At 65.3% G+C, this 17653-nt stretch carries 14 protein-coding genes; 8 read left to right on the forward strand and 6 right to left on the reverse strand.

Going from position 1 to position 17653, the window contains the following annotated elements:
* Positions 1 to 11: 11 nt before the first annotated feature.
* Together GUY30_RS00420 and GUY30_RS00425 are read right to left on the reverse strand one after the other, a co-directional pair.
* Positions 12 to 1526, reverse strand: a complete 1515-nt coding sequence (locus GUY30_RS00420) for a sodium:solute symporter family protein (RefSeq protein ID WP_167193150.1) — start codon at positions 1524 to 1526, stop codon at positions 12 to 14.
* The gene (locus GUY30_RS00425; protein WP_228281556.1) at positions 1523 to 1894 is read right to left on the reverse strand and encodes a DUF3311 domain-containing protein; all 372 of its coding nucleotides are present in this window, start codon (positions 1892 to 1894) and stop codon (positions 1523 to 1525) included. Before GUY30_RS00425 ends, GUY30_RS00420 begins: the two co-directional genes overlap by 4 nt.
* Positions 1895 to 2011: 117 nt before the next feature.
* Here GUY30_RS00425 and GUY30_RS00430 point away from each other — a divergent pair, with 117 nt between their 5' ends.
* The 3 genes from GUY30_RS00430 (at position 2012) to GUY30_RS00440 (ending at position 4579) form a co-directional block, all read left to right on the forward strand.
* Entirely contained in the window at positions 2012 to 2335 is a 324-nt protein-coding gene (locus GUY30_RS00430) for a type II toxin-antitoxin system RelE/ParE family toxin (RefSeq protein ID WP_009884978.1), read from the forward strand.
* On the forward strand, positions 2328 to 2636 hold the full coding sequence (locus GUY30_RS00435; protein WP_009884979.1) for an addiction module antidote protein: 309 nt from the start codon (positions 2328 to 2330) through the stop codon (positions 2634 to 2636). The genes GUY30_RS00430 and GUY30_RS00435 overlap by 8 nt, the downstream gene beginning before the upstream one ends.
* Before the next feature lie 269 nt (positions 2637 to 2905).
* A complete protein-coding gene (locus tag GUY30_RS00440) occupies positions 2906 to 4579 on the forward strand; it encodes an ATP-binding cassette domain-containing protein (protein WP_167193154.1) in 1674 nt (557 codons plus the stop codon).
* 87 nt (positions 4580 to 4666) lie between these two features.
* Here the strand turns inward: GUY30_RS00440 and GUY30_RS00445 are convergent, their stop codons facing one another.
* Genes GUY30_RS00445 through pdhA form a run of 3 tightly spaced genes read right to left on the reverse strand, consistent with a single transcriptional unit; the run spans position 4667 to position 8438 of the window.
* Entirely contained in the window at positions 4667 to 6217 is a 1551-nt protein-coding gene (locus tag GUY30_RS00445; protein WP_228281558.1) for a dihydrolipoamide acetyltransferase family protein, read from the reverse strand.
* Positions 6217 to 7335, reverse strand: a complete 1119-nt coding sequence (locus tag GUY30_RS00450; RefSeq protein ID WP_407645292.1) for an alpha-ketoacid dehydrogenase subunit beta — start codon at positions 7333 to 7335, stop codon at positions 6217 to 6219. The genes GUY30_RS00445 and GUY30_RS00450 overlap by 1 nt, the downstream gene beginning before the upstream one ends.
* Positions 7332 to 8438 carry a pyruvate dehydrogenase (acetyl-transferring) E1 component subunit alpha gene (gene pdhA, locus GUY30_RS00455; protein ID WP_167193156.1) on the reverse strand — a complete coding sequence of 369 codons (1107 nt, stop codon included), beginning with the start codon at positions 8436 to 8438 and terminating at the stop codon, positions 7332 to 7334. Before pdhA ends, GUY30_RS00450 begins: the two co-directional genes overlap by 4 nt.
* Before the next feature lie 264 nt (positions 8439 to 8702).
* Here pdhA and GUY30_RS00460 point away from each other — a divergent pair, with 264 nt between their 5' ends.
* Positions 8703 to 10652, forward strand: a complete 1950-nt coding sequence (locus GUY30_RS00460) for a hypothetical protein (protein WP_167193158.1) — start codon at positions 8703 to 8705, stop codon at positions 10650 to 10652.
* A gap of 243 nt (positions 10653 to 10895) precedes the next feature.
* Here the strand turns inward: GUY30_RS00460 and GUY30_RS00465 are convergent, their stop codons facing one another.
* Positions 10896 to 11351, reverse strand: coding sequence for an Lrp/AsnC family transcriptional regulator (locus GUY30_RS00465; RefSeq protein WP_167193160.1), 456 nt, complete (start codon positions 11349 to 11351; stop codon positions 10896 to 10898).
* A gap of 418 nt (positions 11352 to 11769) precedes the next feature.
* On the opposite strand from GUY30_RS00465, the gene GUY30_RS00470 reads away from it, so the two are divergent.
* The 4 genes from GUY30_RS00470 (at position 11770) to GUY30_RS00485 (ending at position 17600) form a co-directional block, all read left to right on the forward strand.
* Complete coding sequence (locus GUY30_RS00470) at positions 11770 to 12546, forward strand: electron transfer flavoprotein subunit beta/FixA family protein (protein WP_139467716.1); 777 nt, start codon at positions 11770 to 11772, stop codon at positions 12544 to 12546.
* Between the two features lie 12 nt (positions 12547 to 12558).
* Positions 12559 to 13536, forward strand: a complete 978-nt coding sequence (locus GUY30_RS00475; RefSeq protein ID WP_167193162.1) for an electron transfer flavoprotein subunit alpha/FixB family protein — start codon at positions 12559 to 12561, stop codon at positions 13534 to 13536.
* Position 13537: 1 nt separating this feature from the next.
* Entirely contained in the window at positions 13538 to 15994 is a 2457-nt protein-coding gene (locus GUY30_RS00480) for a cytochrome b/b6 domain-containing protein (RefSeq protein ID WP_167193164.1), read from the forward strand.
* 256 nt (positions 15995 to 16250) lie between these two features.
* The gene (locus GUY30_RS00485) at positions 16251 to 17600 is read left to right on the forward strand and encodes an MFS transporter (protein ID WP_167193166.1); all 1350 of its coding nucleotides are present in this window, start codon (positions 16251 to 16253) and stop codon (positions 17598 to 17600) included.
* Positions 17601 to 17653 lie beyond the last annotated feature (53 nt).

A 17653-nucleotide genomic window follows, 5' to 3' on the forward strand; every position in this document is an offset into this window, starting at 1 on the left:
GGGGCTCGCACCTACAACGCCGCCGCCTCGGTGCGCGCCTGACGCTGGGCTTTCGGTACCCACCGTGGGTCTGGCTTGACCAGCGTGACCATGACGACCACGATGAGGTTCGCCGCGACAGCCCAGAGACCGCCGTTGATCCCGAGCAGCGGGTCGAGTCCCGTGTAGTGGAGGGCGACCATGACGACGGAGCCGACGAAGAGACCCGCAGCTGCTGCCTGCTTGCTCATGCGCGGCCAGTACAGGGACAGCAGCGCGGCCGGCACGACCTGTGCCAGGCCCTCGTAGCTGAGCACGGAGAGCTCGACGAGCGCATCCGGCATGAGCAGGCTCATGATCAGGGCGATGATGCCGACGGCCAGGCACACCCACTGGGACAGTGTCTTCTGCCGCAGGCCACGTGCGTTCAGCTGCTCAGGCGTCATCGAGGCGGCGTTCTTCGGTCCGGCCAAGCCGCCGCCCAAGACAGTCCGTCCCCACATCGAACCGATCGAGAGCATGTACACGCTCATCGGCACGATCGCCGAGAGCGCGCCTGCGACGCCGATGATCGCGACGATCGGCGCGGGCAGGGATTCGATGACCACGGAGAACAGGGCCAGGTCGGCGTCTCTGAGGGCAGGGACGACGAAGAGTGCAGCCACACCGACCATCATCGGCACGAGGAGCAGCAGCTGATACCACGGCAGAATGATCGAGTTGCGTCGCAGAGCATTCGCCGAGGTGCCCGACAGGTAGCCGGCTATCGACGTGGGGAACACGGTGATCGTGATCCCGTTGAGGATGATCGTCGAGATGAACCAGGCACCCCCGTAGATGCCATCGCCTGCACCGGGGAAGGTCAGCCACTGAGATTTCTCACTCACGACGCGGTCAAGCAGGGGAGCCAGGCCGTCGAAATAGTGCAGCGGTACGTAGATCGCAAGGAACGCGACAGCGAGGATGACCAGTCCGTCCTTGAGGACGCTGACCCAGGCGGAACCGCGCAGTCCGGAGAAGAGGATGAACGCCTCGGCGACGATGAAGGAGACGATGGCGGCGACCTTGAGGTCGATCGCGCCGTAGCTCATGGCGTTGACGACTGCACCCATGCCCTGAATCTGCAGCTCGATGTAGGGGACGACGAAGATCGTCGCGAGGACAGCCACGAGGATCGCCAACCCACGCGAGCGGAACCGGTGTTCGACGATGTCGGAGAGACTGACGAGCTTGTGCCGGGCGGCATAGGTCCAGAACAGAGGGCCGACGAGGTAGGCGACGACGAGACCGATGCTCAGGTACCCGATGAGGTAGAGGATCGGCACACCGTAGGAGTAGGACCAACCGGCCGTGCCGAGGAACGAAAAGCTCGTATACGTTTCGCCTGCCATGAGCAGCAGGATGAAGACGAAGCCGAGCCCCCGCCCGGACACCGACCATTCGTCCAGCGACTTCTCCCGGCCGCGGCCGGACCAGATGCCGATGCCGATGGTCGCGAGCATTGCGAGGCCGAAGATGATGCAGGCGATGATCGCGGGGGTGCTCATTTCCCGGCCTCCTCGATCTCGTGGTCCTCACCGAATGCGACATCGGAGGGGATGTGCTCGGGCAGATCGTGCCGGTAGTACCGGTCGCCGCGAGCGGTCATCCACACGAAGAGCCAGGTGAGGATCGTGACCGCGATCGTATAGGTGAGGATGAACGGCAATCCGGCGACGCGCGGCTCGACCGAGTTCGCCACGACCGGGGTGAGGACGTAGAGGATGACGGGAACGATGAGGAGGACCAGCGAATACCGCCGCCGAGGTGGCCCTGACGTTGGGGCCGAATCGTCAGATTGCGATATGAGCGACCTTCTTTCACTCGACACCGGCAGCCGGTCGGCAGCCTCGGCAAGGCTAGTGCCGTGAGTCACAGACGAAATGGCCGTCCGAAGTGTGGAATCGGAGAGCTATGCTGACGGAGATGACCGAGCAGTCAGCTGACAATGTGGATCCTGGCGCAGCGCAAAAGTGTCAGATATAATCGACACGTGGCTGTTGTTCGAACTACCCGAACATTTGATCGTTGGCTCAAGGGCCTCAAGGATGAGAAAGCTCGTGTCCGCATTCTGCTTCGACTGGATCGTCTTGCGCACGGGAATCCTGGCCAGGTGGCACCGATCGGAAACGGGTTGTCTGAACTCAAGATCAATTCCGGTCCCGGTTACAGGATCTATTTCCTTCAGAGCGGGTCTGAGTTGATCGTGCTGCTCTGCGGTGGTGACAAATCGACGCAGGGTAAGGACATAGCCGCTGCGAAGAAGCTTGCTGATACTTGGAAGCTGGACCAGAGGAAGGAGGGTGGACATGACTGACGACGTGAAGTATCCGATCTTCGACGCCGCTGATCACATTGCCACTGCCGATGATGCCGCGATCTTGCTGGAGACGGCCCTTGAAGATGCCGCGGATGACCCAGGTGCCCTTCCGGCGGCGCTCGGGATCATCGCTCGATCAGGAAATATGAGCGACCTGGCTCGCCGAGTCGGCATGAGCCGCGACGGCCTCTACAGGGCGTTGTCGGAGGATGGAAATCCGACCTGGTCAACAGTCCTGCAAGTGACCAAGGCGCTGAACCTGCGGGTTGAGATCCATCCGGAGCCGCGCTCGGCCTGATCGTCTGGACCTGGAATGGCTGGAACTTCGACCACACCGCTCGCCCTGTCGTTTGGGACGACTCCGCCAGTGGCTCGCTGTCCCCGGGACTAATACACAAATATCTCGCTGTTAGAATTGGTGCCATGAATTTCGGTATGCCCTCCAGAAGGCTCCGCAGCCGCCGCTGACGGCGGCGGGACCCTTCACATCACTCTCGTGCGCCGTCCTGGCCCTCGCCGGACGGTGGCTTCATGCTGTCCGGCTCCACGACGAGCTGAAAGACCACGATGCCGAAATCAACATCTTCATCCCCCGAACTCGACCTGTCCGCAGGATCTGCCGCACACATCCGCGCCGAAGGCATTCACATCATGCGCGGCGACCGCGAGATCCTCACTGGTCTCTACCTGACGGTCTCTGTCGGTACGCGACTGGCTGTCGTCGGCGAGAACGGCAGCGGCAAGACGACCTTGCTCCACGTCCTCGCCGGTACGCTTCCTCCCGACCAAGGAGTGCTGAGGCGGTCAGGTACCGTCACCCTGCTCGAACAGGCCCTTGACGCCGATGACAACCGCACAGTCGGCGACCTCATCAATGAATCCCTGAGCCAGGAGAAGGCCGCATTGGCCGCTCTCGACGCAGCCGGCGAGGCGATGGCACGAGACGAACCCGGGGCAGACGAGGCCTTCACCCACGCCCTTGAATGGGCGACCCGCCTCGACGCATGGGACGGTGAGCGTCGCATCGACACGGCACTGTCGGGGCTGTCCGCGTGCTCGGACCGGACGCGGAGCCTCGCGAGCCTCTCGGTGGGCCAGCGGTACCGGGTGCGTCTGGCCGTCGTCCTCGGCTCGAGCACGGACATCCTGCTTCTCGACGAACCGACGAACCACCTCGACGCCCAGTCACTGGCGTTCCTCACCGAGCGACTGCGCACCCGACACGGCGGATTCGCCCTGGTCAGCCATGACAGGGCGCTGCTTCACGATGTCGCCGACGAATTCCTCGATCTCGATCCGAGTCGCGACGGACGCCACCGGAACTACTCCGGCGGCTACCGCGGATGGGTGGCGGGGAAACGTCGGGACCGTGAGAAGTGGGAGCAGGACTACCTCGCCGAGGTGGCCGAGCACGCCCGACTGTCCGAAGCCGCCGATGACGCCCGATCCCGATTGAGCACGGGGTGGCGTCCGCCGAAGGGAACCGGCAAGCACACTCGCGCGACGAGGACCGCCGGCGTCGTGCAGGCCTTCAACCGTCGCGTCGAAGACCTCGAACGGCACGCCGTGGAAGTGCCCGAGCCGCCTCTGCGTCTGCAGTGCCCGGACGTATCGGAATCCGAGGACGAGCGGTGGGAAGCGGAAGGCGGCTCACTGCTGGCAGCGGAATCGGTCACCGTTGAAGGGCGGATGAGGCAGACGGTGTCTCTGAGCATCGCTCCCGGCGACCGCCTGCTCATCACCGGCGCGAACGGCACCGGCAAGTCGACGCTTCTCGACGTCCTCACCGGCCGTCTCGATCCGAGTTCCGGAGAGGTGCACAGACATCCGCAGGCACGGGTCGAGCTGCTCAGTCAGGAGGTGCCCGAATGGAACGCCGCCGACACCGCCGCCCGTGTGTTCGAGGACTATGCACTACGGTCGTCACTGTCCGGCGACCTTACCCTGCAGGACCTCGGGCTGCTTTCGGCGGATGACTCGACGATACCGGTTCACCGACTTTCGCAGGGTCAGCAGCGCAGACTCCAGCTGGCGATGTGTCTGGCGGTCGAACCCGACGTGCTCATCCTCGATGAACCGACGAACCACCTGTCCGCCTCGCTGGTCGACGAACTCACGGAGTCCTTCGGGACCGCCTCGGCGGCGCTCATCGTCGTCACCCACGACCGGCAGATGTTGGCGGATCTCGCGGACTGGCCGCGTCTCGACATCGGAAGAGCAGCAGCGCCGCTCGGTGCTTGAGTTCGTCCCCGCTCAGTCAACGCGAAACTCGAAAAAGTCGTCGCGAGTGACGACTTTTTCGAGCTTCGAGTTGATCGAGAGCGCTCGTCAGAGTTCGGGCAGCAGCGAGATCGGGTTCTCGATGCAGTCGGCCACGAAGGTGAGGAACTCGCTCGGCTCCTGACCGTCGCACGCCCGGTGGTCGAAGACGAACGACAGGTACATCACCTTGCGCACGGTCAGCTCACCGTCGACGACCCACGGGCGGTCCTTGATCCGGCCGAGGCCGAGCATGGCCACCTCGGGGAGATTGATGATCGGGGCCGAGCCGTCCACGCCGAACGCCCCGTAGTTGTTCAAGGTGAACGTGCCGCCGGAGAGTTCCGCGGGATCGAACCTGCCCGAGGCGGCCTTCCCGACGGTCTCGGACACGGAGTCGCGCAGCTGCCGCAGGCTCATCTCGCCGGCCCCGTGGACGACGGGGACCATAAGTCCGCGCGGGGTCTGCGCGGCCAAGCCGAGGTTGATGTCGCCGTGGGTGACGATCTCGCCGGCAGTCGTATCGATCGACGAGTTGATGATCGGATACTTCTTCAATCCGGCCACGACGAAGCGGGCGACGAGCGACAGCAGCGAATATCTCTCACCGGTGCGCGCCTCGAGCGAGCGCTTCGTGCCCAGCAGTTCGGTGGCATCGACATCGAGCCAGATGGTCGCCTCGGGGATCTCCTGCCGCGACTTCGTGAGGCGTTCGGATACGACCTTCCGCAGCCCCGTGATCGGGGTGCGGGTATCGCGGTCGGCGTGGGGGATGGAGGCAGGCACGCTCGCCGAGGCGGCCGTACCGGATACAGGCACGCTCGCCGAGCCGGCTGTGCCTTCCGTTCCCACGTGCGGTTGGGCGACCGGGGACGTCCCCGCGGGGACGCGTGTGGCGGCTGCGCCCGCCCCAGATTCGATGGCGGCAAGCACGTCGGACCTGGTCACGACCCCGCCGGGGCCGGTGCCGGGCAGATGCTTGGCACTGATTCCGTGGTCCTTCGCAAGCTTGCGCACGAGGGGTGAGGACACGGGGGAGACGCGGTCGGTCGCAACGGTCGAAGAGTCGCCGGCAGGGGCTGGCGTTTCGGTCGGCGGCTGCGGAGGAGCAGCTGGGATGACGGTCGGAACCGCGGGAGCCACAGTCGGTGCGGCGGTGGATGTCGCGACCGGTGCGGCCGCGTGTTTGCCGCCGAACGAGCGCTTCTTCGTCGAGCGGGTCTTCGGTTCGGAGGTGCCGTAGCCGATGAGGTTCGCACCGCTCGACTCGGGATGTCCACCATCTGCGCTCGCCGTCGCGTTTACAGCCTCGCCACCATCCGACGCCGGCGCATCGGCCCCAGCCCCCGCCTCGGCGACGGAGAGCAGCGCCTGACCTGCACTGACGGTGTCTCCGGCGTTCGCGTGAAGGCTGACGATCCGCCCGGCGTACGGGCAGGGGAGTTCGACGACGGACTTCGCGGACTCGACCTCGACGACCATCTGATCGACGTGGACCTCGTCCCCGATCTCGACCTTCCAGGAGATCAGCTCCGCCTCGGTGAGGCCTTCGCCGAGGTCGGGAAGGATGAACTCGCGCGTGCCCGTGTCGCGCATACCTGCACTCAGATCAGCACTCATCACAGCTCCCAATCCCAGGACTCGAGCGCATCGAGCACGCGTTCGATGGTGGGCAAGTAGAACTCCTCGAGCTTCGGCGACGGATACGGCACGTCGAACCCGGTGACCCGCAGGATCGGGGCCGACAGATAGGTGAAGTTGCGTTCGGTGAGGCGGGCGGCCACCTCGGCGCCGTATCCGCCGAACTGGGCGGCCTCGTGGATGATCGCCGCGCGCGAGGTCTTGCGCACAGACTGAGACACCGTCTCGTCGTCGAACGGCGAGAGCGTGCGCAGGTCGATGACCTCGATGGACAGTCCGTGCTCGGCTCCCGCCTCGGCGGAATCCAGCGCCGTCCGCACGGTCGGTCCATAGGCGAGCAGGGTGGCGTCGGTGCCCTCGCGGATGACCTGAGCGCGGTTCATCGGTGCCGTGGACACGGGCAGGCTCAGCGTCTCCTTCATCCAGTACCGCGACTTCGGCTCCATGAACACGACCGGATCGTCGGAGGCGATCGACTCCCGCAGCAGCGAATACGCATCGGCCGGATTCGACGGCGTGACGACGGTCAGACCCGGCGTCGACGTCCAATAGGCCTCGGACGAATCCGAGTGATGCTCGACCCCGCCGATGTCGCCGGCATAGGGAATCCGGATCGTGATCGGCAGGCTGACCCGGCCTTTCGTCCGGTTCCGCATCTTCGCCACATGGGACACGATCTGCTCGAACGCCGGATAGGCGTAGGCGTCGAACTGCATCTCGACGACCGGGCGCATCCCGTTCATCGCCATGCCGATTGCGGTGCCGATGATGCCGGACTCCGCAAGTGGGGAATCCCAAACGCGGTTCGACCCGAATTCGGCCCGCAGTCCTTCGGTGACCCGGAAGACCCCGCCGAGGCGGCCGACGTCCTCACCGAAGATGAGCACAGTGTCGTCGTCGGCCAGGGAATCGCGCAGCGCGTGGTTGAGGGCCTTCGTCATCGTCACCGATGACGGGGCGGGGCCGGCTTCGGGGGCCCGCGCAGTGCCGGGTGCGGTGTCGCCCTTCGCCGAGGCGGCCGTGGCTGTTTCGTCGTTCACCGCGGTCGGATCGGTGGTGGGGTCGGTGGTCGGTTCGGTTCCCGCTTCGACGCTCATGCGCAGCCTGCCGCGGCGAGTTCGGTTTCGAGGACCTGCTGCTGTTCGGCAAGGGCCGTGCGCGGGGTCGAATATACGTGGGCGAAGAGCTCGCGCGGGTCGACCTCGGCCTCTTGGTTCATCGCATCGCGCACGGACGCGGCCAGGGTCTCGGCTGCCTCGGCGATCTCTGCGACTGTCGCATCGTCGAGGGCACCGGTCGTTCGCAGATACTTCTCGAGACGGTCGATGGGATCGAACTGCTTCCAGTGCTCGACCTCTTCGGTGTCACGGTACTTCGTCGGATCGTCGGAGTTCGTGTGCGACTCCATCCGGTAGGTGAGGCACTCGATGAGGGTCGGACCGTCCCCGTTCCGACCGCGCGCCAGCGCCGCCGAGACGGCGGCGAACACGGCGGCGACATCATTGCCGTCGACGCGCAGGCCCGGCATTCCGTAGCCGGCGGCCCGGTCGGCGAGCATCGTCGCGTTCGTCTGCTCCCGCAGGGGAGTGGAGATCGCGTACTGGTTGTTCTGCAGCACGAAGACCGTCGGGGTCTGCCACACGGAGGCGAAGTTGAATGCCTCGTGGGTGTCGCCTTCGCTGCTGGCGCCGTCGCCGAGGAAGGTCAGGGTCGCTGCGTCCTCGCCCTTGAGCTTCGCGGCCATCGCGAATCCCGTGGCATGAAGGGTCTGCGTCGCCAGCGGCGTCGCCGCAGGTGAGGTGTGATATTCGTGCGGGTCGAAACCGCAGTGCCAGTCCCCGCGGAAGGCGGCGAGGATCTCGGCCACGGGCACACCGCGGGTCAGCAGCGCTGCCGAGTCGCGGTAGGTGGGGAAGAGCCAATCGTTCGGGGCCAGCGCGGTGGTGGCCCCCACCTCGGCGGCTTCCTGACCCGCCGCGGACGGGTAGGTCGCGAGCCGACCCTGCCGGGTCAGATGCGTGACCTGTGCTTCGAACCGGCGGACGAGGACCATCTGCCGGTAGAGACCGGTGAGGGTGGCATCGCTGGGGATCCGCAGCCCTTCGGTCGGAGTGTCGGTGAGCCGGCCATCTGCGCCGATGAAGCTGATCGGCTGCAGCTGGGGCAGTGAGCGGCCTGTGGTGGGAACGTCAATGGTCATGGCCCCATGGTGGCGTGAGCCGAGTCACGATTCCATGGCTTAGGTGCAGGTGAGGACGGGCGGCCAAACGTGTCGCTAACTCGGGACGAAGGGGCCGGTTCCGGCAGGCCGAGTGGACGTTTGGCTGGACGGTGAAGAAAGGTTGGCGCCGGCCCGGAATGTGATCTCGGTGAAGCCGCGGGGCCATGCCGGGGCAGTTGTGCGGCCGACGAGGTCTGACTTGTTACCGTTATTGCTTCAGTTCATCCTCGGCAGGAGCAATGCGTGTCTACTTTCTTCGACGGTCCCGAATTCCACGGAATGGCAGCGGGCGGCAAAATCAGCCACAGCCCCGGCATGGGCGATCGGATGATGCGGGAGCTGGTGCCGTTCCTCAAGGCCGAAGGCATTGACGTCGATGATCCGAATGCGGACTTCACCGAGGCCGAATTCCACGCAGCCATGGAGAAGGCGCAGGAGGAATACAACCGCCGCCTGTTCACCCCGGTCGGTGCCCACCGCGGACTGGCTCTGGGGAAGCTGCGGTCGTTCTCCGTGGCCTCTGCCGAAGGCGACATCAAAACCGCCGAGGCTGTTGTGGCCTCCCTGCCCTCTGACCCCCAGGACTTCAACCCGAGCGTCGCGCAGGTGACCGGGGCAGCGATGGACCTCCTCGACGAATGGTTCACCGACGACGTGCACGGACCGAAGCTCGGCGGAGTGATGGCACCGAAGTGGTCGGCGAAGAAGTCCCGCGCCGTGGCCCGCGACATCCTGGCCCTGGCGCATAAAGGGCGCGTCGTCGACAGCCTCGACCGCCTCATCACCAACAACAGCGGACGCCCCGTCCTCGAAGGGGCCATGCTCGCCGTAGCCGCCGCGGTCGTGCGGTTGACCAAGCGAAACAAGGTCTCGGGGCAGGAAGTCGTCGACGAGCTCATGCCGCTCGACGGTTATCCGGAGCCGGTGGCCGGCACCTACGGCTCCACCGACCGAGTGTTCCAGGACGACCAGGACGTCCAGGACGGCCCTGCCGCAGACCAGGACCTGCCTGAGTGGCTCGGCGGATCGAGCGCCGAGGCGAGCGGACAGGCGACTCCCAACGCTGATCCGCAGGGCGTCGACGAACGAATGGACGAGGTCGAGAAGACGGTCTACGAGATGCCGCTCTACCAGCGCTTCCGCGACTGGCTGGCCGAGACCTACGACGACGTCGACGAGGACTCAGAGGTCTTCGACATCGCCCACCTCCTGTTCTGCATCGCCGTGTCCTCCCGCGCAGATATCAACGAACCGGAGGGAACCGACGACCTCCTCGACGTCCTTGAAAGCTTCGCAGTCGACGGACAGGAGGAGGCCGAGAAGACCGATGGCGAATCGCCGTCGACGGTGATCTTCCTCGACAGCCTCGAAGCTCTCGACAACTATCTCCGCTTCCGCATGGACACCGACGAGAACCCCGAACGCTGGAACGCCGCCCGCGCCCGAGCCGAGGCCGCGAGCATGCGCACCGACCCGCTGCCCTCGGCCCTGATGGCCGCAGTCGAAGCCAATGCCCTGAGTGAGGAGCAGCTCGCGCAGCCCATGCCGCACAATCGCCTCGTCGCCGGTGTAGCCGGCATTCTCGAATGGATCGGCGACTCCCGCCCGTTGACCGGTACGGGACGGGTGAAGCGGGCCGATATCGCCGAGGCGGCCGAAAAGTTCGGCATCAAAGCCGTCGGAGTTGCGTCGAACGCCCGGTACGAAGACGGCGTGAACTATGCGCGCAGCGCCGATGAGGTGCCCGTCCTCGAAGCAATGTGGGCCGTGATGCAGAGTGCTGAGATCACCGAGATCACCGGCACCAAGGTCCGCCCGGGAAGCGCCGCCGACGAGTGGAAGAAGGGTGAGGTGAGCGCGGATACCGCACTGCCGGTCATCGGCGCCTTCATCTACGAGCGGCTGCTCGACGTGATCAACCTCGTTCCCGGAGAGGACTACGGCGCCCCGGCGATCACGATCGCCCAACGCCTCATCGAGATCCTCACTCCTGACTCGGCACCCGAACGCCCCGACCTCGACCTCGGCGAGGTGCGCGCCGAGCGACTCTCCACGCTCTTGGCAGACGAGCTGCAGGAGCTCACCGAGCTCGGACTCCTCAAAGCCGACGGTGAAACCTTCTCCGTCGAGCCGGTGTACCGGCGCATCGTCGCCGGTGCCGGTCTCATGCTGCTTGCGGGACCGGCCGAATAAAGGGCCCAGCGAAAAAGTCGGCATCAACCTGTTGTGTCCTCCCGGGCCCCGGGTTAGGATAGCCTATGAGAATTACGCAACGCGGGTCTTTCCAAAGGCAGTTGACACGCTAGCTTGAAGTGTTGGATACGGCGTGCGCGGTTCTCTCTGTTTCACGTCATGAAGCCCTCGGCGCAAATTCCGGCGCCGGGGGCTTCGTTCTGTCAGAACTGAGTGCCCTATCGGGCGGAAGTGCCGCGTTCCTCATCCGGCGCCGGGACGGCGGCCCTCGGCCTCATCGAGGATGAGGAGTGAGCGGGAGGACACGACGCCCGGGACCTCGTGGATGCGGCGCAGGATCACCTGCGACAGCGCAGTGTTATCCGGGGCATTGACCGTCACCAAGGCGTCGATATCCCCGCTGACGGCTTGGACCTTCTCGACGAATGGAAGGGCTGCCAGGTCGTCACGGACCTGCGGCCAGGGGCGCTCGCCGATCTTGACGACGACGACCGCGGTCACGGTCATGCCGAGGGCCTCGCGGTCCACCTCGGCGGTGAATTTTCTGATCGCACCCGATTCGATGAGGGTGGTGAAGCGCTTATGTGCGGCGGAGCGGGAGATGTGGACACGTTCGGCCAGCTGGCGCACGCTCAGGCGCGAGTCCTCGACGAGGGCGGCGATGATGCTGCGGTCGATGTCGTCGAGGTCGAATGCCACGGGGCGCTCCTTCACCGTTGATGTCTGCGTCTTGCCTGCGACCTCTGCGTTCAACCTGCCCTGATGCACTCGCGCGGAGAGGCGGCGATGGGCACCGGGAGGAATGGTCGGTCTCCTTCCCATTCTAGGGCCCCGCCTCGGCGAGGAGATGGCTCCGCGTCGAGGTCCCGTCGTCGACGACAGGGAACCGCCTCGGCGAGGAAAGTCCGCATGGTTGCGGAGTCCGACGCACTGGACAAATTCTGTCGATCGTTCGTACAGTAACGGAGATATCTGTGGTGCCTACCACGTACCATGGGTGATGGACATGATCGGTTCTAACCCGGACCCGGTCAACGGACGGAAATCAGCCACCTGTAGATTATGAGACGAAAGTCTCACGCAGCTGGAACTGCTTCACGAACCTAAGGAGTCATCCTTGAAGATCGCGGTGTTGGTCAAAGAGGTCCCGGATACGTACGGCGACCGCAAGTTGAACTTGGAAACCGGGCTCGCCGATCGCGGCGCCTCGGAAGCCGTCCTCGATGAGATCGGTGAGCGTGCCCTCGAGGTCGCCCTGACGCAGAAGGACTCCGATGGCGACACCGAGGTGACCGTCATCTCGATGGCTCCCGATACCGCGACCGCGACGATCCGCAAGGGTCTGGCCATGGGCGCCGACAATGCCGTGCACGTGGCCGATGAAGGTTTGGCCGGTGCGGATCTGGGCCTGACCGCCGAGGTGCTCGCCGCGGCTCTGCGCCGCGGTGAGTTCGACCTCGTCGTCACCGGCAACGTCTCCACCGACGGCAATGGCGGAATGATGCCGGCGATGCTCGCCGAGCACCTCGACTACCCGCACGTGACCGGCCTGACGACCGTCGAACTGACCGACGGCAAGGTCTCCGGCACCCGCGCGGTCGAAGGCGGCAAGCAGCAGGTCTCGGCCGAACTGCCCGCCGTCATCTCCATCACCGAGGCGCTTCCCGAAGCCCGATTCCCGAACTTCAAGGGCATCATGGCAGCGAAGAAGAAGCCCTTCGAGGTCATCAGCCTGTCCGATCTCGACATCGATGCCGAGGACCAGTCCGTGGCTCGCTCGATCATGGTCACCGTCGCCGAGAAGCCGCCGCGCGAAGCCGGCGAGAAGGTCGTCGACGAAGGCAATGGCGGAGTCGAACTCGCCGAATACCTCACCAAGAACCGTCTGGCCTAAGGAGAATCGCACATGTCAGAATTCCCGCAGGACTCCATTCTCGTCGTCCTCACCGCCGATGCCGAAGGCCAGCTGGAGAAGCCGGCCGCCGAACTGCTCGGGGGAGCTGCTGAGATCGGCTCGCCCGTCGCCCTCGTGCTCGCCGCCGGCAGCGCTGACGCCGCTGCCGAGAAGGCCGCCGAACTCGGCGCCGTGGCGACCCTGACCGCCGCAGCCACCGAGGGCAACCTCGGCACCGCGGCCGTCGACGCCGTGGCCGCAGCTGCGGAGCTCACCGCTCCCGACGCCGTTCTCGTGCCCAATACTCTCGACGGTCGCGACATCGCCGGTCGCTACGCTGTGCGCAGCGGATCGGCTGTGTCCGTCGACGCCACCGGACTCGAACGCGACTCCGAGGGCATTGTGGCCAACCACTCCGTCTACGGCGGCGGCTACACCGCCTCCTCGGCCCCGACTTTCGGTGCCCCCATCGTCACCGTGCGCCTGGGCTCGATCGAGGCTCGCGCCGAAGCGCAATCCGCGAACATGCATGCCCTCGAGGTCGCCGATTCCGGTAAGCGCTCGGCGGCGATCGATTCGTTCGAAGCCGTCGTCGAAACCTCCTCGCGTCCCGAGCTGCGCGGTGCGCAGAAGGTCGTCTCCGGTGGTCGCGGCGTCGGTTCGGAGGAGTCCTTTGAGCTCGTCGGCGAATTCGCCGACACCCTCGGTGCAGCCGTCGGTGCCTCCCGTGCGGCCGTCGACGCCGGCTACATCGCCCAGTCGCACCAGGTCGGCCAGACCGGTGTGTCGGTGTCCCCGCAGCTCTACGTGGCTCTCGGCATCTCCGGCGCGATCCAGCACAAGGCCGGCATGCAGACGTCGAAGACCATCGTCGCAGTCAACAAGGACGCCGAAGCCCCGATCTTCGATATCGCCGATTTCGGCGTCGTCGGCGACCTGTTCAAGGTCGTTCCCCAGGCCATCGAATCACTGAACGAGAATAAGTCCTGATATGGCAACCTATTCCAGTTCGCTGCGCTCGGGTCTGCCCCGGGTCGAAGGCGGAGACCCCTGGCCCCCGGAGGGCACCATCGGTGAACCCTTGGAAGAGGGCGCTTCATGGCTGCCGGAGACTGCCGAGACGGAGGAACTGGATGAAGGTTCCCCCGCCGAGGCGGCCGAGTCCGATGTGACCGAAGCCGAGGAATCGACGGGGACCGAGGCTTCCGGTGAAGCCGAGGAGCCCGTTGAGGATTCGGTCGAGGAGCCTGCTGAGGCAGTTACGTCTGCCGAAGTGCCTCTGCGCCGCGGCCTGCCGCGCGTCGAGGGTGGAGAGCCCTGGCCGCCGGAAGGTCTTGCTCCTGCCGGAGTGAAGGCCACCGGTGCTTCTGCTGCTCCTGTTGCGTCCGCTGAATCGTCGGCTCCGGAAGAGCCTGCAGTTGAAGAGGATGTTCCTGTCGAGGATTCGACCGAGGACACGGCGTCCGCTGAATCGGACGAACAGTCTTCGGCTGCCCCGGTTGCCGCTGCCGCGACGGCTGGTGCCGGAGTGGCTGCCGGCGCCGGCGTCGCCGCTTCCGGTTCGGACGATGAGTCGGCTGCGGCAGAACCTGCCGCCGCCGATGCTGCCGCTGCGGAATCGGCTCCTGCCGCCGAGGTTCCCCTGCGTCGCGGTCTGCCGCGTGTTGCCGGTGGAGATCCTTGGCCGCCGGAAGGCTTCGCGCCCGCCGGTGCCAAGGCCGCAGGCACTGCTGCTCCGGCCGCGGATGCATCCGCTCGGGCCGAGAGCACTGCGGAGGAATCCGCTGCTCAGGCAGACTCTGCCGAAACCGCTTCGGCGGATACGTCAGCCGATTCCACGTCTGAAACCTCGTCGGCTGCTCCTGCAGCCGCCGTAGCTGGCGCGGGTGCTGCCGGTGCCGGTGTGGCTGCGGCAGCCGCGAGCGGTGCGGGCTCCGGAGAGCTCTCCGATGTGCCGCTGCGCCGCGGCCTTCCCCGCACCGCCGGGGGAGACCCCTGGCCGCCGGAAGGCTTTGCTCCATCACGCGCTGTCAAACCTGCCGCAGGCTCGGCCGCCGCTTCGGCTCCGGCTGAAGAGAAGGCCGCTGACGCTAAGTCGACCGATGCTGCATCTGCCGAGGCAGACAAGTCGGCCGAGGTGAAGCAGGATGCGAAGCCGGCTGCAGCTGAGGAATCCGTTGAGAAGAAGCCCCAGGGGCGGCGCACCGGAATCGGCGGCGTCGGTGCCGGTGCGGCAGCCGCAGGTGCGGGAGCCGCCGCCGGTGCAGGTGCCGCCGCAGCGGGAGCCGCCTCGGCGTCGGAGAAGAAATCTGACGAAGCCGAGAAGAAACCCGCTCAGCGCAAGCCGATGGCGAAGCCTGCGGTCAAGACCGCGGACAAGCCCGCTCAGCGCAAACCGATGGCGAAGCCCGCCGCGAAGGCCGACGACAAGGCTGCCGCACGCACCGCGGACAAGCCGGTCGCGAAGTCGGCCCCGGCTGCGAAGGCCACGTCGTCGGGCTCGGGCAGCACCGCCTCGGCGAAGCCTGCAGCGAAGAAGGAACCGGTCATGATCGGTTCGAAGTCGCTGGGACAGTGGTCCAAGCTCGTCGGACTGGGACTCGGCGGACTCATCGTCGTGGCCGGGATCCTCATCCTCGCCGCGCGCGGTGTCACGACCCTGCCGGGCGTGCCGGAGTTCCTCGAACGCTACCCGGGCGAATACCACATCCCGGACTTCGTCGATCCCGGCTTCCCGGGCTGGGTGCGGTGGACGCACTTCCTCAACATTTTCTTCATGGTGCTCATCATCCGGTCGGGTCTGCAGGTGCGTCACCAGCAGAAACCGCCGGCGTTCTACACGCCGAAGAACGGTGGGAAGAAGATCAGCATCAACCTCTGGCTGCACACGAGCCTCGATCTGCTGTGGCTGGCCAATGGTGTGGTCTTCGTCGTGCTGCTCTTCGTCTCCGGACACTGGGCACGCATCGTGCCGACCAGTTGGGAAGTCTTCCCGAACGCTCTGTCGGCGGCGCTGCAGTACGCCACGATGGAATGGCCGATGGAAGATGCGTGGGTCAACTACAACGCTCTCCAGCAGCTGATGTACTTCATAGTCGTGTTCATCGCCGCTCCGCTGGCCGCGATCACCGGTGTGCGGATGAGCGAATGGTGGCCGAAGGACGCCTCGACGCTGAACAAGATCTACCCGGCGCCGCTGGCTCGGGCGATCCACTTCCCGACGATGCTGTTCTTCGTGTTCTTCATCCTCGTCCACGTGTTCCTCGTGTTCACGACCGGACTTCGACAGAACCTCGGGTACATGTTCGCCGGCACGGACGTGGTCGGATGGGCCGGTCTCATCTGGTTCCTCATCGCGATGGTCGTGGTCGTGGCCGGTTGGTTCGCCGCCAGGCCGCTGCTGCTCGCCCCGATCGCGAATCTCTTCGGACGCGTGTCGAGCAGGTAGGCGACACCGCCCGCATCAGCGAAGCCCCGCACGATCGAAAGGTCGTGCGGGGCTTCGCTGTGTCGGGGCGAGTTCAGTTCCAAGGCCCTGTCGGACATGCAGTCCGGCGGGTCCTTTCGCCTGCCGCTTTCTGATTGCGCGCAGTTCTGAGCAGAAATCTCTTGACCGGGTGACCGGGACACAATAACCTTAAATGCAACGCAGTTGTAAAGAATGCAACACCGCGTTGTCACTGTTCACAACGATGGAGAAGACAATGAAGTCCGACCTCGCTCCAGAGGACAACGACGCTGTGAAATCAGATGCGTCGGCGACCGCGCAGCCGAATATCGAGCAGAAGCGGACGCTGCGGCGCGTCGTCTCCGCCAGTTTCGTCGGCAACTTCGTCGAATGGTTTGACTACGGCGTCTACGGGTATTTTGCGACGACCATCGCGATCGTCTTCTTCCCTGAGTCCGAAGACAATCTCGCGCTTCTGTCCACCTTTGCGGTCTTCGCCGTCTCCTTCGTCGTCCGCCCCATCGGCGGCTTCATCTGGGGTCATATCGGAGACAAGATCGGACGACGTTCCGCACTGTCCGTCTCGATTCTCATCATGTCTGTCTCGACCTTTGCGATCGGTCTGCTGCCGAGCTTCGCGGTCGCCGGCTTCCTCGCTCCGGTGCTGCTGCTCGTCGTCCGCCTCGTCCAAGGATTCTCTGCGGCAGGCGAATATGCGGGGGCCTCGGCGTTCCTCGTCGAATACGCACCACCGCGGCGACGCGGTCTCTACGCAGCCGTCGTTCCAGCCAGCACCGCCACCGGATTGCTATTGGGATCGGTGCTCGCCGCAGTCCTCTCGTCGACGCTGAGCGATGGACAGCTGGAGAGCTGGGGTTGGAGGCTCCCATTCTTCCTTGCCGCGCCCATGGGACTGATCGGCCGCTATATCCGGACCCGACTCGAGGACACGCCGGCATTCCGTGAACTCGCTCAGCAGGATGAAGTGATCAAAGCTCCAGTCTTCGCCATGTTCCGGGACCACTGGCGCCCCCTGCTCATCTCGATGTGCGCAGTGCTGCTCAACGCCGTCGGGTTCTATGTCGTCCTGACTTATATGCCCACCTATCTCACGACCGAGCTCGGCTATGGGGCTACTGAATCGTTCGTCGCCACCACCATCGCTCTCGTCACCTATATCGGTTTCATCCTGCTCACCGGTCTGGCCTCGGATCGGTTCGGTCGCAAGAGGATGCTCATCATCGCCTCAGTCACTTTCATCGTCCTCACGGTGCCGGCCTTCATGTTGCTGGACGCCGGCAGCTTCACGCTCGTCGTCCTCGTCGAGATCGGACTCGGAGCCATGCTCACCCTCAACGACGGCACTCTGCCGAGCTTCCTTGCCGAGATGTTCCCGACACGTATCCGGTACACCGGGTTTGCCGTGAGCTTCAACGTGTCGAACGCCCTGTTCGGCGGCACCGCACCTTTTATGGCCACTCTGCTCATCGGCCTGACCAATTCGCATCTTGCCCCCGGTTGGTACCTCATGGCTGCGGCCGCAATCTGTCTCGGTGCAGTCATCTGCGCCAAGGAGACCTTCCATAAGCCTCTGCGCGACGTCTGAAGTCGTCCAGAACCCCACCACACCGCCGCGGCACCGAGATGGCGGTGTCGAAC

Origin of the sequence: Brevibacterium pigmentatum (genome assembly GCF_011617465.1) — a bacterium.
Lineage (GTDB): Bacteria > Actinomycetota > Actinomycetes > Actinomycetales > Brevibacteriaceae > Brevibacterium > Brevibacterium pigmentatum.